The 25,009-nt window shown below is 31.9% G+C and carries 25 protein-coding genes, 1 tRNA gene and 1 pseudogene; 2 read left to right on the forward strand and 25 right to left on the reverse strand.

What is annotated here, in order from left to right:
* Nucleotides 1–7 precede the first annotated feature (7 nt).
* The 4 genes from JCM14822_RS01235 to JCM14822_RS01250 form a co-directional block, all read right to left on the reverse strand.
* A complete protein-coding gene (locus JCM14822_RS01235) occupies nucleotides 8–4,015 on the reverse strand; it encodes a methyl-accepting chemotaxis protein (RefSeq protein WP_054738933.1) in 4,008 nt (1,335 codons plus the stop codon).
* Entirely contained in the window at nucleotides 3,999–6,428 is a 2,430-nt protein-coding gene (locus JCM14822_RS01240) for an efflux RND transporter permease subunit (RefSeq protein ID WP_054738934.1), read from the reverse strand. Before JCM14822_RS01240 ends, JCM14822_RS01235 begins: the two co-directional genes overlap by 17 nt.
* A gap of 352 nt (nucleotides 6,429–6,780) precedes the next feature.
* The gene (locus JCM14822_RS01245) at nucleotides 6,781–7,299 is read right to left on the reverse strand and encodes a fasciclin domain-containing protein (protein ID WP_054738936.1); all 519 of its coding nucleotides are present in this window, start codon (nucleotides 7,297–7,299) and stop codon (nucleotides 6,781–6,783) included.
* A 193-nt stretch (nucleotides 7,300–7,492) separates the two neighbouring features.
* Nucleotides 7,493–7,840, reverse strand: coding sequence for a helix-turn-helix domain-containing protein (locus tag JCM14822_RS01250; protein WP_054738938.1), 348 nt, complete (start codon nucleotides 7,838–7,840; stop codon nucleotides 7,493–7,495).
* A 36-nt stretch (nucleotides 7,841–7,876) separates the two neighbouring features.
* On the opposite strand from JCM14822_RS01250, the gene JCM14822_RS01255 reads away from it, so the two are divergent.
* On the forward strand, nucleotides 7,877–9,067 hold the full coding sequence (locus JCM14822_RS01255; RefSeq protein WP_054738941.1) for a tyrosine-type recombinase/integrase: 1,191 nt from the start codon (nucleotides 7,877–7,879) through the stop codon (nucleotides 9,065–9,067).
* 199 nt (nucleotides 9,068–9,266) lie between these two features.
* Here the strand turns inward: JCM14822_RS01255 and JCM14822_RS01260 are convergent.
* From JCM14822_RS01260 to JCM14822_RS23405, 11 genes are all read right to left on the reverse strand, one after another.
* Nucleotides 9,267–9,348 (reverse strand) — tRNA-Leu (locus JCM14822_RS01260).
* A gap of 189 nt (nucleotides 9,349–9,537) precedes the next feature.
* The gene (locus tag JCM14822_RS01265; RefSeq protein WP_054738942.1) at nucleotides 9,538–9,876 is read right to left on the reverse strand and encodes a hypothetical protein; all 339 of its coding nucleotides are present in this window, start codon (nucleotides 9,874–9,876) and stop codon (nucleotides 9,538–9,540) included.
* Nucleotides 9,877–9,981: 105 nt separating this feature from the next.
* The gene (locus JCM14822_RS19890) at nucleotides 9,982–10,137 is read right to left on the reverse strand and encodes a hypothetical protein (protein ID WP_157047580.1); all 156 of its coding nucleotides are present in this window, start codon (nucleotides 10,135–10,137) and stop codon (nucleotides 9,982–9,984) included.
* A 129-nt stretch (nucleotides 10,138–10,266) separates the two neighbouring features.
* Complete coding sequence (locus tag JCM14822_RS01270; protein WP_172674744.1) at nucleotides 10,267–10,614, reverse strand: glycosyl hydrolase family 18 protein; 348 nt, start codon at nucleotides 10,612–10,614, stop codon at nucleotides 10,267–10,269.
* Nucleotides 10,580–10,801 (reverse strand): hypothetical protein, encoded by a 222-nt coding sequence (locus tag JCM14822_RS20895; RefSeq protein WP_172674745.1) that lies wholly within the window; start codon nucleotides 10,799–10,801, stop codon nucleotides 10,580–10,582. The genes JCM14822_RS01270 and JCM14822_RS20895 overlap by 35 nt, the downstream gene beginning before the upstream one ends.
* Before the next feature lie 177 nt (nucleotides 10,802–10,978).
* Nucleotides 10,979–11,158 carry a hypothetical protein gene (locus JCM14822_RS01280; protein ID WP_054738948.1) on the reverse strand — a complete coding sequence of 60 codons (180 nt, stop codon included), beginning with the start codon at nucleotides 11,156–11,158 and terminating at the stop codon, nucleotides 10,979–10,981.
* 275 nt (nucleotides 11,159–11,433) lie between these two features.
* Nucleotides 11,434–12,396 carry a siderophore ABC transporter substrate-binding protein gene (locus JCM14822_RS01285; protein WP_054738950.1) on the reverse strand — a complete coding sequence of 321 codons (963 nt, stop codon included), beginning with the start codon at nucleotides 12,394–12,396 and terminating at the stop codon, nucleotides 11,434–11,436.
* A 113-nt stretch (nucleotides 12,397–12,509) separates the two neighbouring features.
* The gene (locus JCM14822_RS01290; protein WP_334291629.1) at nucleotides 12,510–13,262 is read right to left on the reverse strand and encodes an ABC transporter ATP-binding protein; all 753 of its coding nucleotides are present in this window, start codon (nucleotides 13,260–13,262) and stop codon (nucleotides 12,510–12,512) included.
* Nucleotides 13,262–14,224, reverse strand: coding sequence for an iron chelate uptake ABC transporter family permease subunit (locus JCM14822_RS01295; RefSeq protein WP_054738955.1), 963 nt, complete (start codon nucleotides 14,222–14,224; stop codon nucleotides 13,262–13,264). Before JCM14822_RS01295 ends, JCM14822_RS01290 begins: the two co-directional genes overlap by 1 nt.
* The gene (locus tag JCM14822_RS01300; protein ID WP_330377222.1) at nucleotides 14,214–14,852 is read right to left on the reverse strand and encodes an iron chelate uptake ABC transporter family permease subunit; all 639 of its coding nucleotides are present in this window, start codon (nucleotides 14,850–14,852) and stop codon (nucleotides 14,214–14,216) included. Before JCM14822_RS01300 ends, JCM14822_RS01295 begins: the two co-directional genes overlap by 11 nt.
* Complete coding sequence (locus tag JCM14822_RS23405) at nucleotides 14,849–15,178, reverse strand: iron chelate uptake ABC transporter family permease subunit (RefSeq protein WP_330377223.1); 330 nt, start codon at nucleotides 15,176–15,178, stop codon at nucleotides 14,849–14,851. Before JCM14822_RS23405 ends, JCM14822_RS01300 begins: the two co-directional genes overlap by 4 nt.
* A 165-nt stretch (nucleotides 15,179–15,343) precedes the next feature.
* Here JCM14822_RS23405 and JCM14822_RS01305 point away from each other — a divergent pair, with 165 nt between their 5' ends.
* Entirely contained in the window at nucleotides 15,344–16,126 is a 783-nt protein-coding gene (locus tag JCM14822_RS01305; RefSeq protein ID WP_054738957.1) for a helix-turn-helix transcriptional regulator, read from the forward strand.
* A gap of 92 nt (nucleotides 16,127–16,218) precedes the next feature.
* Here JCM14822_RS01305 and JCM14822_RS22370 read toward each other — a convergent pair whose 3' ends face one another.
* The 10 genes and pseudogenes from JCM14822_RS22370 to JCM14822_RS01345 all read right to left on the reverse strand — a co-directional run bounded on the left by JCM14822_RS22370 (nucleotide 16,219) and on the right by JCM14822_RS01345 (nucleotide 24,855).
* The gene (locus JCM14822_RS22370; RefSeq protein WP_278287154.1) at nucleotides 16,219–16,344 is read right to left on the reverse strand and encodes a hypothetical protein; all 126 of its coding nucleotides are present in this window, start codon (nucleotides 16,342–16,344) and stop codon (nucleotides 16,219–16,221) included.
* 11 nt (nucleotides 16,345–16,355) lie between these two features.
* Nucleotides 16,356–17,150, reverse strand: a complete 795-nt coding sequence (gene bglS, locus JCM14822_RS01310) for a beta-glucanase (RefSeq protein WP_083461206.1) — start codon at nucleotides 17,148–17,150, stop codon at nucleotides 16,356–16,358.
* Nucleotides 17,151–17,267: 117 nt separating this feature from the next.
* A complete protein-coding gene (locus tag JCM14822_RS01315) occupies nucleotides 17,268–18,548 on the reverse strand; it encodes an ABC transporter substrate-binding protein (RefSeq protein ID WP_054738959.1) in 1,281 nt (426 codons plus the stop codon).
* 91 nt (nucleotides 18,549–18,639) lie between these two features.
* Nucleotides 18,640–19,509, reverse strand: a complete 870-nt coding sequence (locus JCM14822_RS01320; protein WP_054738960.1) for a carbohydrate ABC transporter permease — start codon at nucleotides 19,507–19,509, stop codon at nucleotides 18,640–18,642.
* Complete coding sequence (locus JCM14822_RS01325; RefSeq protein ID WP_054738962.1) at nucleotides 19,509–20,483, reverse strand: carbohydrate ABC transporter permease; 975 nt, start codon at nucleotides 20,481–20,483, stop codon at nucleotides 19,509–19,511. Before JCM14822_RS01325 ends, JCM14822_RS01320 begins: the two co-directional genes overlap by 1 nt.
* 40 nt (nucleotides 20,484–20,523) lie before the next feature.
* Nucleotides 20,524–21,885, reverse strand: coding sequence for a sugar ABC transporter substrate-binding protein (locus JCM14822_RS01330; RefSeq protein ID WP_054738964.1), 1,362 nt, complete (start codon nucleotides 21,883–21,885; stop codon nucleotides 20,524–20,526).
* Between the two features lie 129 nt (nucleotides 21,886–22,014).
* Nucleotides 22,015–22,233, reverse strand: a complete 219-nt coding sequence (locus JCM14822_RS01335) for a sensor histidine kinase (protein WP_054738965.1) — start codon at nucleotides 22,231–22,233, stop codon at nucleotides 22,015–22,017.
* On the reverse strand, nucleotides 22,230–23,708 hold the full coding sequence (locus JCM14822_RS01340) for a sensor histidine kinase (protein ID WP_054738967.1): 1,479 nt from the start codon (nucleotides 23,706–23,708) through the stop codon (nucleotides 22,230–22,232). Before JCM14822_RS01340 ends, JCM14822_RS01335 begins: the two co-directional genes overlap by 4 nt.
* A gap of 51 nt (nucleotides 23,709–23,759) precedes the next feature.
* Nucleotides 23,760–23,840 (reverse strand): annotated as a pseudogene (locus tag JCM14822_RS24350) (AraC family transcriptional regulator); the annotation flags it as partial.
* Between the two features lie 25 nt (nucleotides 23,841–23,865).
* Nucleotides 23,866–24,855 (reverse strand): response regulator transcription factor, encoded by a 990-nt coding sequence (locus JCM14822_RS01345; protein ID WP_054738969.1) that lies wholly within the window; start codon nucleotides 24,853–24,855, stop codon nucleotides 23,866–23,868.
* Nucleotides 24,856–25,009: the final 154 nt, after the last annotated feature.

A 25,009-nucleotide genomic window follows, 5' to 3' on the forward strand; every position in this document is an offset into this window, starting at 1 on the left:
TTCTTTTTTACATAGACTGTTGCTGAGCCATTTTATTTCTATTTTTTTTATATAATTTCTTCTTTTTGATGAAGATGATTATAGCACCTATCATCAATGCTATGCCACCTATTAAACACACAACTTGTTTAATAGATTCTTTACAAACAATACAATATATACTTCTTTCCCCTTGCATTTCTACAATCATATAACTGCCATTTTTCTTAGCATTTACTTTCTTCCATGTTCCATCATCTTCACATTTATAAATCTGGGCTTTTTGCTTCTCACCAACTAATAAACGCAACTCATAGGTTGGTACTTTCTCTTTTTCATCACCTTTATTGTCACTTACTAAATTATCACTAAGGACAATTTCCCATATCTTAGCTTTTCCACCAGCTTCACTAGGCGGAACCACTTGTGTATCTGTTACACTGAGTACTGCATCTCCATCAAAATTACCTGTTACTAAGGCAAGTGCTTTACCTTCTTCACTTGTAGTACTTTCAACAACAGTTGTATATGATGTATAAATAGCCTCTAATGTAGTGCTAAATGTTAATGTCTTATAATTAAATTCTGGCCATCTTCCATAATAGCCTTGTTTTTCTGGTACTTTTGGCAACTTACTTTCATCTACGCTTTCGCCAAACTTAAACGGTACTCTTTTTACAACTTTATCATCAACTACAAAAGTAAGTGCTAATGAAGTAAATTCTTCAGGTAAATCCGGAATCTTGCTAAACTCTTCATATGCTATAGGACTCGCCTTGTCTTGATAACTAATGCTATCAATACCTGCTACTCCTCTATTTATAAAATAATTATTAGCTTGATTTTTCATATTTTCCACACTACCTGCAATAGCGCCTACACATTCTTCATAATCTTCTATTTCTACCATAGCATAATTATTTGTCATCTTGCTACCATAGCCTGCTATGCCTCCAATGTTGCTACCACCTGAGAGCACACACATTGCAAAGCTTTCTTTAATATGTGTATAGGAAGCCCCTGCTATACCACCTATATAATTTCCCGCTGTGCTTTTAATTCTTCCATAGCCATTGCAATCTATTACAGATCCTAAATCCATACGTCCCACAATGCCACCAACATAGTTCTTCTTACCAGTAATCTCACCTTTATTAGTACAATTCCTTACAACAGCTCGAGATAAGTATTGGAATTTCATAGAATTTTGCCCTTTTTTAATAACATCATCTTCAGGGTCAAAGTCATATTCAATAGCCATAGAACCCGTGATACCTCCTACATTGACATCCCCTTGTACTTCAGCTAAATTACTACATTTTGCCACTTTTCCTTGAGTATTATTAGTAGTATCTTGGTCTGAAATATCCTCATGAAATTCATTCAACTTCTCCTGCACATCTTTCTCTTCATTTGCTTCTGCATTTTCTAAAGTTACATCAATAATGAGATTCATGACGACATAAAATTGGTCACTAATACTTTTTAAATCATCTAATAACAAATCATTATTCACTTGCATTGTATTATTTAAATTACCAATAGCATCAGAAATATTTCCCAGACAATAATTCAAATCATCTGTAGTTTGTCTATATTTACTGTCAATATTTGGCAAAGTAATACTTGGCTTATCTACTAAGTTAGTCACAATATCTTCTATATCTTTTGCCATATCTAATCCTTTTTCACTTACCTTATGTAAAGTATCTACTGCTCTTTGAATTTTATCTGTCATCTTATCTGCTTGAGACACCGTTTTTCTAGTTTCATCCAATACATTTTGAAAGTCAGTTATAACATAATCTGTGTTTTTAGTAGCTGCAACCAACTCTTGTACAGCTGTTTCCAACTTATCTCCTGCTTCATTTAATTTCTTTATTTGAATCTGATTATTTATACGTTGCATAGCCTGCTGCATATTTACCATAGCTTTTGTCGTTTCATCTAATAACTGGAACATACCTTTTAATACATCACTGATTTGATTTTTAATATCTTTAAACTTCCTTGATTCATTTTCTTCTTGTAAACCTTTTAATGCCTCATTGATTTGCTTTGTGACAGCATTTAGTTTTTCAAGTGCTTTGCTCATATGATTAAATCCTGTTTCTAATTCCTTAAAAGCCTGTTTAACCTCTTCATTAGATGTAGCCTTTTCAATATGCTCTAAACCATTATTAACTTCTTTCATACTTTCTTGTATCTGACTAGTTGCCTCCTTAGCTTCATTCATCATTTTTTCGAAATCACTATTTAGTATATCGCTACTATCAATAGCACCTAATGCTGTTTCTAAATGTTTCATTGCCTTAGTTAACTTAGTTGAAGCATTGTGCAGATTTTCTAGGGCCTTGCTCATTTCATCTTCATCTATTGCTTTTAATACTTTTTCAATGGCATTTGTAACTTCACGGGTTGCATGACTAACTTCCTCTAAAGATTCACTTACATCACTTAAACCTTTTACAAGATTATTCCAACCTTTATTTTCTTTCATCCATTTTTCAAGTAATTCCATACCCTCTTTAAGATTTGTCACATCCCTACTTATAGTGCGAAAACTATCTGTAAGTTCTTCAAATCTTCTAGATAACTCTTTAAGAGCACTTTCCATTTCATCCTTATCCCCTATACTGTCATTTAATGCAGTTATAGTCTGAGAAATGGTTTCTAATGCATTTGTATATTCCTGACCATTCTTTTTAAGACGTTCTAATGTTTCATTTAAAGTATCTAAAGTTTTCTTGCCTTGGTCAGATGTAAGTTCTAATTCATCTAAAGCTTCTTTTAACTCATCTATAGCCTTGGTAATATCATCTCCTATGCCGCTTCCCTTATCAAATACATCTGTAAGCTGATTTAAAGTGTCACTGACTCTGGCACTCATATCATTGACACTATCGATTGTTTTATTATATAAGTCTTCTGTCTGATTGGTTAAAGAGTGAGTACTGTCAATAGCTGAGTCAATATAACTTTTTGTAGATTTAAGTTCATCACCCATTTCATCGGAATATCCATTAGCATGGTCAATAGCTTTATTCATCAATCTCTGTAATTTATCAAGTTCATCTTGTAGGCTATTTAATTTCCCATCAGAAAATTGTAATGTAATATATGGTTCAGCCTGGCCAGTAATACCCCCTACATCTTTACGTCCAAAGATTTCACCATAATTATAACAATTACTAATATAACCTGATTGTCTACCAGCTATGCCACCTACATTGTAACCAATATGTTCATATCCTATGGCACCATAGTTTTTACATTCTTGAAGAATACCTGTAGAAAAACCTGTTATTCCGCCTACATCTGTATTGGCCGCTATATTTTCTGAAGAATTTAGTTTTAAGTCTGTAATATTCCCTAAGTCTTGCAAAGTGAGTTCAACTTCACTAGCTACATTATTCACCTTAGCTTTATTAGTACTTTTTAAGATAGTCCCTAGATTTTCACCAGCTATGCCACCTACATAATGGGTTCCCGCTACAATCCCTTCCATGGTACCACCAATAATTTTACCTTCTACCTCATTAATGCCTACTAAACCACCTATATAGCTTTCTCCATCTACACGTCCTACGAAGGTACAATTTTTAATAAGTCCTTTATTTTGACCAGCAAGACCACCTATTGTTTTTTTGCTGCCATTCCCTATAACATTTCCTCTGATAATAAGATTCTTAACATTTCCTCCCTCCTCTATATAACGAAAGAAACCTTGATTACTCCCATTACCAGATAAATTCATCCCACTAATCATATATCCATTGCCTTCAAATGTTCCACCAAATATAGGTATTCCTTTAAAGTCTATTTCTGAAATATCTATATCTTTTACTAACTTAACTACCTTTTCTTTGCTCCATGTATCTAAAGTACAGTTTTCTGCCAACTTGATTAAATCTTGTGCAGAGCTAATTTGAATACTAGTATCCACTTTTCCAAAAAGGGTACTGCTATTTCCCAATATTGAAAAAAACAAACATACACTGGTCAAATATGCAGTCCATTTATTTCGTCTTTTCATTTTCAGTCCCCTCCTTCTTTTCTCCCTCTACTGCTGCGCTTAAAGTTCCTTGAATCGTTCCTTTGAAATCACCATCAATCATACCTGATACATAACCTTTTACATAGCCATCCATAGCAAAGTTCCCTTTTAGCCCTCTCCCATGATCGGGTAAATTGATAGTAAAGGCAGTTTTTTCAATAATAAAATCACCTAATACAAGAAGCTGTGGCAAAACACTCATAACTAATATAATTGAAATAATTGTTCCTCGTCCTAAACAAAGTCCAATAGAAGAGATTGCTTCTTCAGAAGATAAAAATCCTATAAATACACCTGCTGCCGCTAAAATACATCCTGATGTAATAATAGTTGGAAAGCATTGATTAAGTGATTCAATAATTGCTTCTTTTCGAGGCATCATACGCTTTAATTCTTGATACCTAGTTGTAATAACGATAGCGTAATCAATATTTGCCCCCATTTGGATAGAACTCACAATCAAATAACTTAAGAAAAACATATTCTTTCCCACAATAACAGGCTCTGAGAAGTTCATCCATATACTCCCTTCTATAATCGCCATAAGCAAAATAGGAAGCCCCGCTGATTGGAAAGTAAATATCAGAATAATCGTTATAAAAAGAGCTGATAAAATATTAATAATCATATTATCACGAGTAAAACTAGAGCTTAAATCGTAATCACTTGTAGAATCTCCTATAACAAATCCACCTCTTTCATAATACTGATTAATAATCTCATGCAGTTTATCAATCTTACTAAAAGTCACTTCTCCTTCTTCATCTAAATTCGTATGTAATAAAATACGGCTATAATTCTTACCTTTTAACTGTAATTTGGCATCTGTAAGCTGTTCATTAATATCCTCAAGTTCCTCTGCCATATCTCCCTCTAAGGTTATATAGCCTTCTTGCTTTTCTTCATATAAGAACCCAAACATATCAATAAGTGGTACACTATAATGATCAATGCCTGCTACAATCTTGCCATAATTATCATCCTTAGCTGCATACGCTGAATAAAGCACATTAGCTACCTCTATATCTAAGTCTGTAATCTCAGCAAACTGACGTGGCGTTAGACCTTCTGTCAAAATATAACCATCCATAGCTTCAGTATTGGCTAATGCCTGCACAGAATCTACGAAGTCTAATTGCTCCATTTCACGAATCATACGTTCCTCTACATCATAATTTCCTGCTGGCACCATAACGACTAATAAATTATCATCCCCAAATGTATTTCTTATTTTTTCTTCAGATATCTGAGTATTATTTCGCTTAATAGTCGTTAATGTTGAGTAACCATATACATAATGACATCGGTTAGAAATAAAGAAACTTCCTACTAAAAATATGATAAAAATAGGTGGTAAAATAAAATGTAATTTCATACTGAGTTTACCCCAAATCGTAATATTGGGCACAAAATTTTTATGATGGGTTTTATCAATCCAAGGTGAAAATAACATAAGTAATCCAGGCATCAAAGTAAACACAGATAATAAACTAAATAAAATCGCTTTAATAAGCACACTACCTAAGTCAAAACCTAATTTAAACTGCATGAACATTAAAGCGCCCATACCAGATATAGTTGTCAAACTAGAAGAGGATATTTCAGGTATAGCTTTACTTAAGGCCATAATAACTGCTTCTCTTGCCTCTAAATGCTCCCGTTCTTCTGTATAACGATGGCATAAAATAATGGCATAATCTATAGCTAATGCTAATTGAAGTACTACTGCAATGGAATCAGATACGAATGAAATTTCACCCAATAAAAAGTTAGTTCCCTTATTTAAAATAGCTGCTACACCAAAGGTAATAATCAAAACAGGTACTTCCATATAAGTCTGGCTTGTAAATAACAGCACGACTAAAATAATAATTGCTACAATCACCATAACGGTATTCATTTCATTTTGAATAAGTTCTGCTTTTCCTGCACCTACTGCACTAGAAATATATGTATCATATGCTGCTAATTTTTCTTTTACCTTGTTCATAGCTTCTACACTAATTGTATCCGTTTCTTCCCCATTAAATGTTACATTAAACAGAGCACTAGCTTCTTTATAATGTGCACTTGTATCATCAAATTCTACAGATTTTACACCATCTATAATTACCAATGAATCTGCAATTTGCTTTGCCTTCTCATAAGATACATTATCCACCATAATCTTAGCAGAGCCATAGGTGATAAATTCATCATCCATAATCGTTAAGCCTTGTCTTGTCTGCGTTGCATCTGGCAAATAATCTGTAATATCATTGTCTACATGCACCCATGTAGAGGCAATGGCGCAAAAAATAATAGCAATAACAAATGCTAAAAATAATCCTTTTCGCTTATCTACAATCAAAGTTGCCATCTGCTCCATAAAACTCTTCTTTTCTTCTTTCATACTATGTCCGCCTCCCTTTATAGGCTTATGCAAAATAACCATATTTAAGCACTTACATTTGTAACTTACATCAAACTCATTATATTACTACCTACTAACATTTTAAATTTACAATCTAAGGAAACTGTAAATAAAACAACTATTATTCAAAATAATCTAATTCATAATTTATATCACTTAACTAACTTGTAAATTTTTTACTTATATTATAGACTTATCTATATCAATATCACATTAATATTCATCTATTAATAACGCATACTGTAAAAAGGCGATGTTGTGAAATTATAAATTATTTCGTAACATCGCCTTTTATTTTTATTTTTATTTTTATTGTTTATTTTTATCTTAGTTATGGCATAATGACCGTATCTATCACATAAATAATACCATTTTTTGCATCCATATCTGCTCTTAACACTTTTGCACCTTGAATATAAATATCTTTTCCCTTTACTTCTACTTTAACAGGCTTACCATTCAACATAGTGATTTCTTGATTATTTAATTTAGCAGCTTCTTCTGATGGTAATTTTCCCTTTGTGATATGATAAGTAAGTACATCCTTAAGCTGATCTTTATTTTCTGGTTTTAAAAGATTATCAAGAGCACCTTTTGGTAATTGTTCAAAAGCACGATTGTTTGGTACAAATATAGTATAAAGCCCTTCATCCTTTAATGTATCTGTAAGCCCTGCTGCATCTAGAGCTTTCATAATTGTTGAAAACTGTTTATCATCCTTCTTTAATACATCTACTATATTTTTATTTTGTCCATTTTGCATATTAGACTGTGCATGCACCCCTATGCAGAATAAGAATATAAATGCAAACACTGTGCAGAATAATATACCTTTACTTGTTCTTTTCATTTCTTCCACTCCTTAAATTGTTTAAAATTAACCTCAATTAATTTATCCAATTTAAGCGGAATTATTCTATCTGAGATAATTTCATAATTTTTATCCCTTGATTTTACAATGTTTATATTGCATATAAAAAACAGCCTACCATTCATACCAGTGCATGATTCTTCTTAATATACCTCTCGTATATTCAATCATCCTACTTATCCTCTCTACTTAAGATTTCCTTTGTTATTTCTTCTATCCTTTTTGCAATTTCTAAAGCTTCTTCATCTGTTATATCTTTATCACTAGATATAGCTGTAACTGTTTTTCTAATCTCTGGATGTAACCTTGCAAATAAATCTGTTTCACTACTTTCTACCTTGTTATATAGTTTAAATAGTTCCTGAACATCCTTATGATAAAGCTCTGCTAAACCTATTAGTACTGCTTCTGATGGATTATTCTCTCCTCGCTCTATTTTCGCAATATATCCACCTGATACTCCAACCACTCTACCAACTTTATGAATTGACAAACCTGTTGCTTTACGCAATTCTCTCAAAACAGATCCTGCATCCTTCCATGCCTCACTTTCATTATGGCATCAATTATAAAACGAACAAAAATTGATAAAGAAACTGGTAAAGAAATTGTTTTACATTGGCGTGCTCAAGATACTATCAATGGAAAACGTGTTGAATTTACTGGGAAGACTAAAAAAATCGTAGAAACCAAATTAGAAAACTATAAACTTCAATTCCATACTTATGGAAATATCTTATCTGATGAAAGTTATACAGTTGCAGAATGGACATACAAACATCTATTTACAATAAAAATTCATGAAATATCCGTTGGAACTTTTAATCTCTATGTTATGGTTTATAACAAATATATTAAGCCATCTGTTCTAGGGAATACTCCTCTTATAAACGTTACCCAAATGCAAGTGCAAGAATTTTTAAATGCACAATCTCATCTTGCACACTCCACAATCAAAAAATCTTATCTTGTACTCTCTGCTGCTTTTGAATCCGCAATTAGAAATAATTTAATACGTATTAATCCTGCAAAAGGTGTAGTCGTTCCTAACAAAAAGAAGCCTAAACGACAAGTAGAAATCTTAACAAAAGAACAACAGCGTGCTTATATTCTTGCTACAGAAAAAGAACCTTATCGCCTTTTATTTTTAACTGCCCTTTTTACTGGGCTCCGTCAAGGCGAACTACTTGCACTTCGTTGGCAAAATGTTAACCTTAAAACTGGTATTCTAAAAGTCTGCAAAACCATTCGTACCTATAATGAATATGATATCAATGGTAATTATGAAAAGAAACTTATTACCAAAGAACCAAAGACTCGTTCAGGTATACGTGAAGTTCCTTTACCTTCTTTTCTGATTGATGAACTTAGTCACATTAAGCCTAAAGGTACTGTAAAAGATATTTCTTCACGTTATGTATTTGAAACACCCATTGGAAAGTCTATTCCTTCACGTACTATAATCGATATTCACAAAAGACTTTGTAATCATGCAAAAATCAATCCTATTACAACTTATATTAATGGTTTAGAACATACGACCTACCGTGGCATCAATTTCCATGCTTTAAGACATACTTTTACTACTCGCATGATTGAAAGCGGCGAATCTATTAAAACAATTCAAGTACTTCTCAGTCATGCTGATATTCAAACTACTATGAATATCTATGCTCATGTCTTACAGGATACCAAAATAGCATCTGCCGATCGCCAAAACGCTTTATATTCAGAGCTTACAAGCTAATTATTTTCCCTCATTTTTCCCTCACTTTATTTTTAAATAGAATTAAATCAATCTAAATACAACTAAAGATATTTAAATATTTTTTGGACTATACTTACTTAAATTTAATAACTAACACATCAAAAAAAGCCCTCCAAGCCTTGAGATTATGGGCTTTGAGGGCTTCCTATGTAGAAATTTAAAATACCACAAATTAACGTGCAGAGAAGGGGACTTGAACCCCCACGAGATAATCTCACTAGAACCTGAATCTAGCGTGTCTGCCATTCCACCACCTCTGCATGTTGTTTACTGCTTACTCTTATTTTATTAGAAAATATCATCATTTTCAACTAAAAAATATCTTTTTATAACTTATTTTAATGTAGTATTAACAATTTGTTAAATATTAACCATTTTATAGTTCTTATTTTATGCATGCTTAAGGTGTTACTTATATGATTTAGTTCAATAAGTAACACCTTTCTAAATTACCTTAAATTTAATTTTCCGTATTTTTTCCTATTCTGAAGGTATACTTTAAAATTATTTAACGCAGGTATGCGTAATCTTGAGCCATAGATTGTAGGAATGATGATTTTGTTTCCTGATATAAATGCCACAAGTATAATGTGATTTTCAATCTCATAAAAATTCTCTGTGAGATGCTTAGGTGGCGTATGTAAGATTCGCCCTCTAAGTGTAAGCTTGGCTTCTCCTATATTATCTGGTAACGACCCATCTACACGCACTGCCCATTGCTCTACTGCATGATTTGTTACTACAAGAGGCATTTTATAGAAATCAATTGCAGGCACCTTTTTAATCATCTTTTCACCTACTTTATTAATTTCTAATGCATTAAACCATTAATGCATTTTCCACTAATTTGTAGTCTCCTATTAATAAATATCCATATATTATGTCATTTATTCCTAATTTGCCATATTTCCTAAACGCCAATAAGAAATATCACTTATCCCTAAAAGTTTCGCTAGGTCTACTTTAGCCGTAACGCTTCTTTCATCTTCATACCAGATTACATTTGAGATATAGTTAGCTACATAAGTCGCATAAGTGTCCTGACTCATTTCATCAAATAAGCTTTTGGTACCAGATTGATTTAAGCGATTTTGAATCTGTGTATAACTTGGTATATAGGCTGTGCTATTAATTACCTTATTATTTTTAATCTGTCACTGCGTACTAGCATAACTAATTTATAATGCAATCTTATCTTTACTTATAACACTCACAGCTTCTGTTAAGGTTGCATATACCTCATTAATTGGTGTATTCTTAATTCCCATTTGTTGATCTGTTTGTGTTAATTTCTTAGCACCATAATCACAGGTCATTAGAATAACATGATCTGCTACGCTGCCTATACCTTTATAATCATATCCTTTAAAATATGTAATTGGCTGCACCGCTACATTTAATTTTTTCCCTTTAACTTTAAGAGCTGATTTAAGCTCTTTTAAAAAAGTGACATAAGGCTGTTTAAGACTGGTATCTGTAAATTGTTCAAAATCAATAGTTACCCCATCCAAAACTAATGGCATCATATTCCTTAATTTTATCCATTTGGCTACTTGAATTAATAGCATAACAAACATGCTGCCATTTTAAAGGTATTTCTAATTTAGCTATGCGGTTTAAAATAACCTTAGCACTTTTATCACTTAACTTTCCTGTTGGTTTAAAACTATTTTCACTTGTCCCACTCATTAAATTTAAAGTTTTTATTAGCAAATTTTATAGCTTTTATCAAGCTTTTTTACATAAAAAATACCCAAGTACCGATTTAAATACTTGGGTATTTAAGAAGTATTCTAAGGTCAATGTCTTAACTAAATGACATTGGAGTATTAATCTCCTCTTTTAATCACGCTGTTCCAATTAGCTATATGCTTCACTAATGTTTATATATTATGATAAAATTTGTTTAATTTTATCATTAATAGGAAATACCCCATAGCATAATATCATTCCAGGCTGCTTAATTAGCTCAACTAATTTCACACTACCACCCATAATCTCTTGTAATTCTTTTTCTGTTTCTGTTGTAAAACCTTTTACATTTTCTAATGATTGCATTTCTTTCTTCATCTTAACTCCCCCTTTTTATAATATATTCTACTTATACTTTATATACAATATACTATTGTTAGTAGTCAATATCTTAAGTGTTATATGATTTCTTGTAGAATGAGATGTATTAAAATATGCTCCAATAAAATTCTTACATAATTTACTGCTTATATTCCTATCTTAAATCACGCTATATAAAAGTCAATATTTTCTTAATATATTTTTTTAACCCTATCTCCTATGTAACAAAAAAGAGAAAATGCCTTTTTCTGCATTTTCTCTTTTAAACTTCATTATTGATCAAGCGCTTGTGAAATTTCATTTACCATTATCTCTGTAGATGTAAAGCCTCCGCCTGATGTATACCATACATTAGCATCTAAATAAATGATATGATTATTTTTATAAGCATTTGTTGTTTTAATTAGATCATTATCAAATAGTTGTGCTGCTGATGTTCCGCCTCCAGCTACAGCCGCGCGGTCTACTACAAATAAGTAATCCGGATTTTGTTCAACTACATATTCAAATGATGCATTTTGACCATGTGTTGATACAGCAATTGTTTCATCAACTGGTTTTATACCAACTGTATCATGGATGATTGCAAATCTTGAACCTGGTCCATATACACTAAATGCACCGTCATTAGCAAGAGCAATAAGTCCATTTACATTTTTTTCTGCTGCTTTAGCTTTTAACACTTCTACATCTGCTTCTACTGCTTCAATTTTTTCTGCTACTTCTGCTTCTTTATTAAAGATTTCACCTAAGTAGTTCATATTTGTTTTAAATGATTCCATATAATTGGCATTATCTACTGCTAGATTAATTGTTGGGGCGATTTTGCTAAGTTCATCATAATAACTAGCTTGTCTACCACCAATGATAATAAGTTCTGGCTGAAGCGCATAAATTGCTTCCATATCTAACTCTTTTAATGACCCTACATTGGCTATATTTTTTCCAATATTTTCACTTAAATATGCTGGAAGTTTACTACTAGTTGGTATCCCCGCTACTTCTACGCCTAAAGCTTGAAGTGAATCTAAAATCCCAAGTTCTGCTACAACGATATTTTTAGGATTTTTAGGAACTTCTGTTTCTCCTGAGTTATGTTTTACTATAACTGTTCCTGCTTCTACTTGATTTTCTACTGCTGTTACTTCTCCTGATGTGGCTACTTGATTTGCCCCACATCCTGTGAAAGCTAATGTCATCACTGCAAGTACTGTAAATACTAATTTTTTATTCATTATAATTTCTCCTTTTGTCTCTATATCTATAATTGTTTACTATAATTTATGAGTTTCATTCTCATTAAAACTTTTTTTTTAGTAGACCCTTAGAATCTACTAAAATCTATCTTTTAGAAATATATACAAATGTTTTGTCCATTAATTTCTTGTACATTAAATAGCATTTCGTAGATTTCTTCTAAAATTTCTTTTTGAATAATTTCTTGTGTAGGTCCTTCTTTGGCAATCTTACCATCTTTAAGGGCTACAATATAATCTGAATAACATGAAGCAAAATTAATGTCATGGATTACAATAATAACTGTTTTACCAAGTTCATCTACAAGCTTTCTTAAAATTTTCATAATCTCTGCTGAATGCTTCATATCTAAATTATTAAGTGGTTCATCTAATAAAATATATTCACTATCTTGAGCAATAACCATTGCAATATATGCTCTTTGTCTTTGTCCACCACTGAGTTCATCTAAATAGCAATCTTGAAGATCTGTGAGCTGCATATAGCCAATCGCTTCATCAACTTGTTTTTCATCTTCTGCGCTTAAATTCCCCCCACAATGAGGGAAACGTCCGAAACTTACAAGCTCACGAATTGTAAGGCGCATATTGATATTATTAGATTGTTTTAAAATCCCGATTTTCTTTGCAAGTGCCTTTTGATCCCATGTAGTAATTTCTTTACCATCGATTAAAATTTCACCACTATCACGTTTCATTAAGCGTGTCATAATAGAAAGTACTGTACTTTTCCCTGCACCATTTGGGCCAATGAAAGAAGTGATTTTTCCTTCTGGAATTTCCAGTGATACATTATCTACTACTTTTTTACTATCATACATTTTTGAAATGTTTTTCACTTGTATCATTGTGTACGTCCTTTCATTAATAAGTAAATAAAGTAAATACCACCGATAAAGTTAATAATGATACTTACGCTGACACCAAACTTCAATAAGTGTTCCGCCACATACTGACCTCCGACTAAAGCTACAATGCTTATTAAAAGAATCGTAAAGCTTAGTGTACTATGTTTATACGAATGCATCATATATCTTGCAATATTTACAACTAATAGTCCTAAAAAAGTAATTGGTCCAACAAGTGCTGTAGATGTGGCTGTTAAAATAACTATTACTACAAGCATACGTTTTACTATTTTATCGTAATCTACACCTAAGTTAATAGCTTGGTCTCTCCCAAGTCCCATAACGTCTAATACTTTCATAAATCTTGCGCTGTAGATGAATGAACCTACTATAGCAATTGTTGCAAATGTTAATACCTTTATATTGATATTATTAAAACTTGCTTGTGATTTATCTTGAATTGTTAAAAATTCATTTGGGTCCATTAAAACTTGCATAAATGTTGTTAAACTTTCAAATAAAGTTCCAATGATAACCCCTATAAGTAATAAGAAAAAGATATTATTATTTTTCTTACTAAATACAAGTTTATAAAAGATCACTGATGTCCCAAGCATAACCCCTGTTGTTAATAAGAAGTTTGTATTGGCATTAACGATTAATTTATGTGTTGAGCTGAATAAAAATACAACTGTTGTATTTAGTAGCATATATAATGAATCAAGCCCTAATATACTTGGTGTTAAAATATGATTATTGGTAATTGTTTGGAATACCAGTGACGAAAAGCCTACTGCTGCTCCAGTTAAAATAATGGCATATACTCTTGGAATACGTCTTGAAAGGGCATAGCCATAAGCATTTGGATTAAGTTCTGTTAATAAATATAATGCAATAAGTGTAATACTTGCTATGATTAACACGACTAAAATCTTTTTATCTTGGGCTTTAACCTTCATTTTTTGCCCTCCTTAAAATAATATAAAGGAATAACGCACCACCACTTGTTCCTACCATCATACCAATAGATACCTCAAATGGATAAATAATAAGTCGTCCTACAATATCACAAATGAGTAAGAAAATTGGTCCTAAAAGTGCTGTATGATAAAGAGAATTCTTTAAGTTATCTCCTTGGTACATTGTAACAATATTAGGAATAATTAAACCTAAGAAAGGAATATTCCCTACTGTAATCATTGTTACAGATGTAATAAGTGCTACAATTCCTAGTCCTACATTTACAATGAGATTATAGTTAAGTCCTAGGTTTGTTGCAAAATCTTCTCCTATTCCTGCAATTGTAAATTTATTAGCATATATAAATCCTACAACTACTACAGGTACACTTAAATAAAGCAGTTCATAATTTCCTGACATAATGAGTGATAAGTTACCTTCCATCCAAGATGAAATATTTTGTACTAAATCGTATTGATAAGCGAAATAAGCTGTGATTGAGCCTACTACTTTCCCTAACATCATCCCTACTAATGGAATAAATATCACGTTTTTCACTTTGATTGATTTAATCATTTTCGTAAAGACAACTGTCCCTACCATAGAAAAGATAAAAGCAATCATCATTTAGCCATTGTTCCCGCTTCACCAAACCAAATCATTCCTACTAAAAGACCTAATTTTGCAAAGTCTGTTGTCCCTGCTGTCGTTGGTGCAACGAACTTATTTCTACTAATTTGCTGCATAATAAGCCCGCTGACGCTTAATCCTACCCCTGCTACAATAATAGCTATAAGGCGTGGCAGCCTACTAATCATTAAGAGCTGAATCTTATCTTCTTTTAAAGTTAAAATATCATTTATTGTAAGGCTGCTTACCCCTACAAATAAAGAAATAACTGCTAATATAATAAGTATGGCTACAAGATATCTTTTCTTTATCCTATGCTTCACCAGTAAGCCTCCTTTTGACATCTTATATTTCATAATGATATAATATTTAAGTTGAGATATTGATAATCAGTTTCACTTATAATAATATCTTAACAAGAAATCATTATCGCGTCTTATAAAATATTTAGATTCCTTGTAATATCTTTAGGTAAATAGGAGGACAACGTGTTAAATCTTGAATTAATAATGACTACAATGGAACATTTTCACCATTGTACACTTTTGCCTATTCGTTTTTTTACGAATCTAAATGCTATATCTGATATTTACCGCTTTGGTTGTTCAGATATGAATTTAGATATTCTAAAAAAATATACAACAAAAGAACTATTAACTTCGTTAATTTGTTCACTGCCAGAAAAAAGGGTAATTCACCACCCACTAGCAAAAGATATTTACTTGACCTTCTATCCTTTAAATATGTCGCATATTAAAGAAGGCTGCTTTGTCATTGGTCCTTATACAACCAATCTTAAAAGTGACTCACAGTTAGTCTTTAAACCTCTTCATTGTATGCCCCATTTATTAATCCTGCTAGACAGCCTATATGCTCACGAAACTAAGCTTGTATCTAGTAAAATAGAAGGTTCTCATCAACATACCTTAAATAAAGAAACTATAGATGATTATAGCTATCATGTTACTAAGGCCATTATCTACATTGAGCAAAATTATGATAAGCCCCTTACATTACAAAAGGTAGCCAATTATCTTGGTATTAATAAAAGTTATTTTTGTACTATTTTTAAGCAAGTCATGAAACAATCTTTTTGCACATATATACAAAACTTTCGCCTTGAAAAAAGCAAAGGACTTCTTATTAATACAGATGATTCTATTTTAAATATTGCTCTAAATACTGGTTTTAACAGCTCCAGCTATTTTAATAACATCTTTAAAAAAAATGTTGGACAAACACCTCTTGAATATCGTCAATCTCATCGATGATCCATTTAAAACAACATACAAAAAAGGAGACATTATTCAAATGTCTCCTTTAAATTCAATATTATATTTTACCTCTATATATAAATTTCTAACTAAATAACTACTAAAATCCCTATGCAAATTACTATTGCGATACTTAAAATGCCTGCTACTAAGATGCCTAACTTTTGTATACCATTTAGCTTGAGTTTATCTTTAGGCTCTTGGTACTGTTTCATCTTAAATCTCCTTATTTGTTTATATACTCTTTAATTTTCATCCACTCGTATTCAGCTGTTAACGGTACACTACCCTCAAAGTGTCCTAACCAGCTATCAACACCTGTACCAGGCCATGTATTCATCATAAGCTTACTAGGTGTTTGAGGAATATTGTCTGTTGCTGTATATACTGGTTTTCCATCTACATACCAAGTAATTGCCTCTGGTTGCCATTCAAATCCATATTCATGGAATCCTTCTGAAGCATCAAATCCTAAATCATAAAGATATTCATGTTCACCTACACCATTTGTAAAATAGTTAAATTGCACTTTTGTTGTATCTTTTCCTAAAAACTCGATATCAATCTCATCCCATGGATTATTATCACTAGGGCCTGTATATGTAAAGAATGATGAAACAACACCTATATTTTTAATAGGTTTCATACATACTTCATACATACCATAGTGGAAGAATTTTCTTGTACGGTATTCTCCACCTGACCATTTAGGTGAAGCACCTTCTCCATCATCATTAATGCTAAGTTGCATTTTTCCATTATTAAATTGTACATTGCTCTCACGCCATGTACAATCAAACATGCTACCATTACTCCAGCCATTAGCTTTTTCCATTAATGTATCATCATAAATTTCAAATTCATTTTCAAAATCAGCCACTTTATCTAGTTTCTTTATGTCTTTGTCCCCATCTGAGATTGCCATATCTACTTGTACACTTTGTGTTTCTTGTACACTATTGATATTTTGACACCCTACAAGCATGAAACCTAGCCCAATTAAAATACCGTATTTTTTCATGTATTTCTCCTTTCTAGAATCCACTTTTGTCTATATACTATAGTATACGAGAACACTCTACTTGACGTAAGCCCATAATATTACGATAAGACTTGATAAAATTAACTAAACTAATTTTTATTCAGACATTCTTGAGATAAACTGATTTTCATCCATTTCACCTTTTACTAAACGCGCTAATGCATCATAATAAATAGTACTTTGATCTACATTTAAAATCTGATCATACGCAGGATGTTCTCCTTTTTCTTCGTTAATTTTAGAACAACCATATAATGTTTTAAACTGTACAGGGTTTATCACTTGATCTTTATAAGCTGGTAATCCTACACCATACTTTGTAATAGCTAACTGTGAAATATCATACATCATATCTAAATATAATTTCTTTAATTCTTCATCTTCAGCCATTTGACTATTTTTACTAATAACCATTAAATCTGAATAACCGCCTATATTGTAGCCCGGATTATCATTTGGAAACGGCATAACTTCTACTTCATCTGCTATAATCGATTCGTCTCCTGCAATTCTAGAAGATACCCAGCTGCCATATACAAGCATTGCCGCTCCTCCTTGTACAAACAAATAACTTGCATCATAAGCATCATTGTCCATATACGTAGTTTGCCATGGATTTAAACGTGAAATCTCTGCCATCTTCTTAGCTGCATTCTTAAATTGTGGTGTATCAAACTTTTTCATGTCCATTGCAGCATCATAAATACCATTTATATCTCCTTCACCTAAAACAAGTGCCATATAATATAAAGAGTTTAACCACTGCTCTTTCATTCCTCCTGCTAATGGCGTAATATTATGTGTCTTAAATACCTTAATTGCATTAATAAACTTTTCATAAGTTGTAGGATATTCTACACCATATTGTTTAAATAATGCTTTATTACAAAATAGACCAACATTCCATCCATATATAGGTAATGCATAAATTTTATTTTCAAAAGTCATTCCATCAAAAGCCTTTGGCAAACAGGTTTCTTCAAAATTTGTTTCTTTTACACTTTGTGTAATATCTGCAACTAAACCTAACTTCACATACTTTTCTAAATTACTATAACCCCAAGTAAAAAATATATCTGGTAATTCATTTGTAATGGCTGCGTTTTGAATATTTGATTGATAAACTTCATTCTTAAAACTTGTAATTTCAAAGCCTATAGTGTCATTTTCATATTTTTGGGTCACTTCTTCTAACATTGTCTGCATATCACCATGCAAAGTCCATATTTTAATAATCTTTTTTTCTTGATTTAAGCGTGCATAATTATTTTTCTTTTGTACATCTGCATGAATCCTAAATAATAATATACTTAAAATAAGCCCCAAAAATACCACAATTCCTACAATGATTCTATCAATTATTTTATCGTCTTCCATTTGCCTATCTCCTTATTACTCTATTTTATATATGGAATTATAAACACACAAAACAACCTTGTAAAATACAAGGTTGTTTTTATATCATTTATTAAGCTTTTACAGCTCCAGCAGTCATACCACTGATGAATTGTTTTTGAAGACCGAAGAAAATCATAAGTGGTGGTAATGTTGTTACACAACCAGCTGCCATTAATAAGTCGTAACGGTTTTGGTAATTTCCAACATATAGACGAATACCAACTGGGATTGTAGCAACATCTGATGAAGTTGTTAATACCCAAGCGAATAATAATTCGTCCCATGCCATAAGGAAAATATAAATACCTGTTGCAATAAGTCCAATTCTAGCGATTGGTAAAATTACTTTTAAGAAAGCTTCAAATCCACTACATCCATCGATGATAGCTGCTTCTTCTAATTCTTTTGGAATCCCAGCAAAGAAACCTCTTAAGATCCAGATACTAAATGGAATGTAGAATGCTGAATATACTAAGATTAATCCAGCGTATGTATTGATAATTTGAATTCCTAAAGTGTCTTGAATTTTAATAAACATGAGATAAAGTGGTAATAAGAACATAATCCCTGGTACCATTTGTGTTGCAAGTACAGCTGCACCGAATATCCCTGAACCTGGAAATTTAAATCTTGCTACTGCATATCCTGCAAATGTTGCGATACCTAAAGCTACAACTGTTGTAATTCCACATACAATTACACTATTTTTGAAGTAATTGAAGAAATCAACGTTTTTCCACATATCTACATAGTTTTTCCAATGGTTAGGTATACCTATTCTACCAGTGGCAATATCACTTTGTGTCATAAATGATGTTAAAATCATCCATGCGATTGGAAAGAGGGCTGCTATTACGAATAGCCATACAATAGCAGTTCCAATTCCATCAATTATTCTTTTTCTTCTCTTATATTCAGATAAGCTTTTTGTTTTATTCACTAGTCATTCACCACCAAATCATCTTGGAATACTTTGTACCATAATGCAACTAATCCTAATACACAAATCATAACGATTACTGTTGCTGCTGCACCAGGACCGAATTGCCAGATTTGGAATGAGTTACGATTAATATTTGTCATAAGTAAGTCGCCGTATTTTCCTGGGAAACCTGCTCCGTGACCGAACATCATGGCTACGATATTAAATGAGTAAATATAGTTAATAATACCATTTAATATTTGAATTGATAAAACAGATCTTAATAAAGGTAAGGTGATGCTTCTAAATTGTTGCCAAGAATTAGCACCATCAATTTCTGCAGCTTCATAATAATCTACAGGAATTTGTTGTAAACCTGCTAAAAGCATAAGCATTACGAAAGGTACTGTTCTCCAAATTGTAGGGATAATAATTGCAATAAGGACTTTAGGACCTGTTAACCAATAAGGACCTTCTGGAAGGAAGTGGAATATATCTACAAGAAGTTTATTGATTACCCCGTCTTGTTGCCACATGAATCCCCATAATAAACCAACAACGAATGATGGTACTACCCAAGGTGTCATTAATAATGTTCTTGCAAGCCCTTGGAATCTGAATTTTCTATTTAGTAATATTGCTAATAATAAACCAATACCAATTACAAGGAAACTACAGATTACTGAAAAGATTGCTGTATTTCTAAGTGCATCAATAAATCCTGAACGAATTGTACTTGTAGGATCAAATAACACAGTCCAATAGTTTTGAAGTCCTATAAAAGGTGCCCTTAAAAACTTTTTAAGTGTAAATTGATTAAGTTTTAAAAATGACATCCAAATCCCCGAAACGATAGGGACTAAGTGAACAACAAACATTGCAATGAGTGCTGGTGCAATTAAACCATATGCAAGCTTATTTTTCTTGATTTGTGATAACAAACTTTTTTTGACTGTGCCTTTTTTATTTAGCCCTTTTGCTACTTTACTCACTTTTTTTACCTCCCGCACCAGTGTATTTAATGCATGTAATTTATTGTTCGTTGTAAATTACTGTACATTCACTAGCTGTTTGATCTAAGATTTCTTTTGTTTTAGCTGGATCGTATGCACCGAATACACCCATAACATTGTCCCAAACATTACTTAAACCTTTTTGAAGAATTGTTTCTGATGGACCCCAACCTGCAACTGATGGATAAGCTTTACCAAAGTCAGCTTGTTCTTTGAAAGCCTTTCGCATTTCTTCGTTTGCAACGAATTCTGTTTCATAAGCTGCTTTAACTGTTGGTAAGTTACCACATTTTTCTTGGTATGCAACTTGTGCTTCTGGTGTCATTAAGTATTCGATAACTTTGTAAGCTGCTTCTTTGTTTTTAGATGTTTTAAATACTGATAATCCACTGCCACCGAAGAATGCATATCTACCTTCTGGACCTGCTGGGAATGGTGCTGTTCCAACTTTTTCAGCAAGTTCTGGTTTTTCTCTTCTTAAAGTTGCGATTTCATATGCTCCAGAGAACATTGTTCCGAATTCACCTTCATTAAATGTAGCTTCGATTTCAGCTGAGTTTTTCTCAAGACCTGCCATACTGAGTAATCCTTCTGTTGCAAGTTCTGTGTAGAATTGAACACCTTTAACAGCTTCGTCTGAGTTGATTACACATGTTGTATTATCTTCAGCGATGAATTCTCCACCTGTTCCCCAAATCCATGGTGCAAAGTTGTGGATAACGTTCCAGTCATTTTTACCTGGCATACCAAGTGGTGTGATTTTTTTACCATCGATTTCCACATCTTTCATTTTTGTAAGAGCTTCTTTGAAGCTATCCCATGTTTCGAAATCTGTTTCTGGATTTACACCAGCTGCTTCACAAACGTCTTTTCTGTAGAATAATGCTCTTGTATCGATGAACCATGGAGCTGCATACATTTCATCTCCAGCACCTAAGATTTTTGTTGTTGGAAGTGTAGCCTCATAGAAAGCATCTGCTCCACCAAAACGATCATAAATAGGTGTTAATTCTTCTAAAGCCCCCATAGCTGCGATAGCTGCGATTTGTGTTGTACCAAGTTGTGTGATATCTGGACCTTCACCACTTGTAGCTGCTGTTGTTAATTTTGTCCAAGCTGAACCCCAGTCTAATACTGTTGGTTGTACTTCAATATCTGGATTTGCTTCTAAGAATGGTTTTAAGATTTCCATGAAATCTTCATCAGGTGTACCACTGTTAGGCATAATCCACATTGTTACAACTGTTTTTTCTCCAGTTTGAGATGCGCTGCTGCCTTCTGCACTAGCATTTGCTGTGTTTGTTGTTGTGCCACCGCATCCTGCTAATGAAGTTACTAATAATGCTGATACTAAAAGCTTAGATAATAATTTTTTATTCATATTTATCTCACCCTTTGTTTGAATTTGATAAATAAATTATAAATCTTATACAATTATTTTTTAACTTCATAAAATTACGATAATCCATAAAAAATTATCTTTTATATATTTTTTTATGACATTATACAATTAAACAGGAATATAAAGCTTTATCATTGTATATTCTTTACATTTTGATTCTATTTCTATGACTTCTTTTGTATCTTTTATGTCATAATTTAGGCAAAGTCGTGCGATAATTGCTTTTAGTCCAAATCCTGATTTTGCTTCCAATTTCTCACCTTTCATAATTTTTTCAATAACTTCTTCACTCATTCCATTTCCATCATCTTCTACAGTAACAATCATTCTGTTGTTTTTTCATCAAAACTTGTAGAAACATTAATTTGTACAGGTACCCCTGCTTTTTTTACACCATATTTAAGACTATTTTCTACTAATGATTGAATTGTAATCTTAGGAATTTTAAATTCTAAAGTTCTTTCATCAATATTATAGTGCATTACTACACTATTTGGTTTTCTAATAATGACAATCTTAATGTATTCTTCTACAATCTGTATTTCCTCTACAATAGTTATACATTCGTCTCCACGACTTAAACATGCTCTATAATACTTAGCTAACGTTTTAATAAGCTCATTGGCTGTGTCTTTCTCCTCTATAGCCACCAATATGCTGGCTGCATTTAAAGTATTATATAAAAAGTGTGGTTTTACTTGATGATTAATAATAGAAAGTTCTAAACGTTTTTGAAGCTTTTCTCTTTGCGCTACATCTATAATCAGCTCATTAATTTGCCCCATCATCTCATTAAGGGCATCACTAATGTCATACACCTCTAAATAGCCTTCTTCCATATAGAAGTCTTGATCTAATTTCTTTTCTTCACCAACAATTCTGGCTTTATTAGCGATGAATTTTAAAGGCCATATTACTTTTCGTTTAATAATTAAAGAGGCAATAATAATAAAAATAATATTACTCATTACTGCAAAGATTAAAATAATACTAATGTTATAATTTGTACGCGACTGATGATTAAGCCCTACAATATAGCCTTCTATAATCGGCATTTTTTCTACTACATAGTAATATTTTTTGTGATTTCTTTTAATATAATAATACTTATTTTCTTCCCATCTAATTTCATCTTTAGCCTTAATAACTGCACTTATCCTACTTTCATCTGCCATGCATAAGGTTTGTCCTAATCCATCTTGAATAATAATATCTAAGGTAATATTGGCTAAAATATTATCACACTCTTGCTTAAGGTTATCTTGATTTAAATAAATAACAATATAGCCTAGAGGCTGCATATCTTCTTTAGAATTAATAAGGCGTGTCATATAAAGGGTAGGCAGCTTACTTGGTTGTAGTATATTTTGTCCTATTTCCCAGTAAGCTGCTCCCTTTTTATTTTTGACTTTTTCTAAATTAAGTTGCTTGCTAAACGCTTCATTATCCTTGTTATATGCAGGCTCTTGATACTCCGAATATACATTTCCATACAAATCCACAATATGAATGGATTTAATATCGTCTCGATTAGTAATTTCTTTTCTTAGAATTTCTCTTAAATTCTTACCTCTCTCACTTGAAACTTCTTTTAACAAACTTTGCACATTATCATTAATAACAAGGTTATAAGAGACTCTTTCACTTTCCATCATCTTTTTAGATAATAAAAATGAAAATGTATTAAGTGCTTGCATGTCACTGGTTTGGAACTTATAATCCACTTCTTTTTGCAGAGCTAAATAAAATATACCTATTCCCAATACTAAAGAAATAGTCATTGTTACAAGATAGCTTTTCATAAGCACCCAGCTAATACTATTAGTAGGTTTTCTCTTTAAATGCCTATTCATTTATTCATACACTGCCTTTTTATATTCGTTAGGGGTCATATTTGTATATTTCTTAAATAACCTTGTGAAATAAGTTGTATCTGTATAACCTAATTTTTCACCTACTTCATAAACACGATAATTTTTTTTCTTTAAGCAAGAATTTTGCTCTCTTCATCTTCATGCCTGTTACATAACTTAAGAAATTTTCGCCTGTTTCTTGTTTAAAGAGTGTACAGAAATAATTTTTACTAATAGCTAATTTCTCACTGATAATGGTTAAATTAATTTCTTCATCCACATGCTCAATAACATACTGACAAGCTTGCATAACTATATTATCTTTGTACATGACTTTACTTTCCTCAAACATACTATATAAACTACTGATTTTCTTATTAAAACAGTCAATAAGTACTTCTTTTTCTGTTTGCTCATCTTGTCCATAATCTAAATAGGCATCTACATTTTCTAGTTTACCCAAATATATAAATCGTTCTTTAATTTTTACAACAATCTCTTCTAGGATATAAGAGAATCTTACACACATACTTTCTCTTTCTAAGTCCCCATAACTTCTTTCTTCTTCCAAAATATTGTGTAAAATTTCAAAGGCTCTTTCATCACTTTGCATAATATATTTAACAAGCTGTTTATCCTTATCTCTAGAAAGCTGACGTTTCTTTCTCTTCTCACCTTTTAATTCAGTAAATACTTGTAACATCTTTTTGTTACGTTCTTTATCCATAAGTTTTTCTTTTGCTTTCTCTAAAACTAATATGATTTTTTCTTCTTCTAAAGGCTTCAAAATATAATCTAATGCACCATATTTAATAGCGCTTTTGGCATATTCAAATTCACCATAAGCAGTTAATATAATAACTTCTAAATCATTTTCATCTTCTCTTACCTTTGCCATAAATTCCATTCCTGTCATAATAGGCATCTCAATATCTACAATTGTTAAATCTATTTCCCTTTTTTTAAGCTGCATAATAGCCTCTTCACCATTTTCAGCTTCACAGACTACTTCAAAACCTAGATCTTCCCACGGGATTAATTCCTTAAGCCCCTTTCTTACAATAGGTTCATCATCTACTAATTGTACTTTAAACATTTGTTCACCCCATAAATTTTAATTTTACATAATCGCATTACAATTGTGTAACATTTTTACATAATTATACTATATTTTTTAACTTCTTATGTAAATATTAAAACAAGGAGCCCCTATAAAATCTTTATAGTAAGCTCCTTAATACTATTAGTTT

The organism is Cellulosilyticum ruminicola JCM 14822 (genome assembly GCF_001311925.1).
In the GTDB taxonomy this organism is placed as follows: domain Bacteria; phylum Bacillota; class Clostridia; order Lachnospirales; family Cellulosilyticaceae; genus Cellulosilyticum; species Cellulosilyticum ruminicola.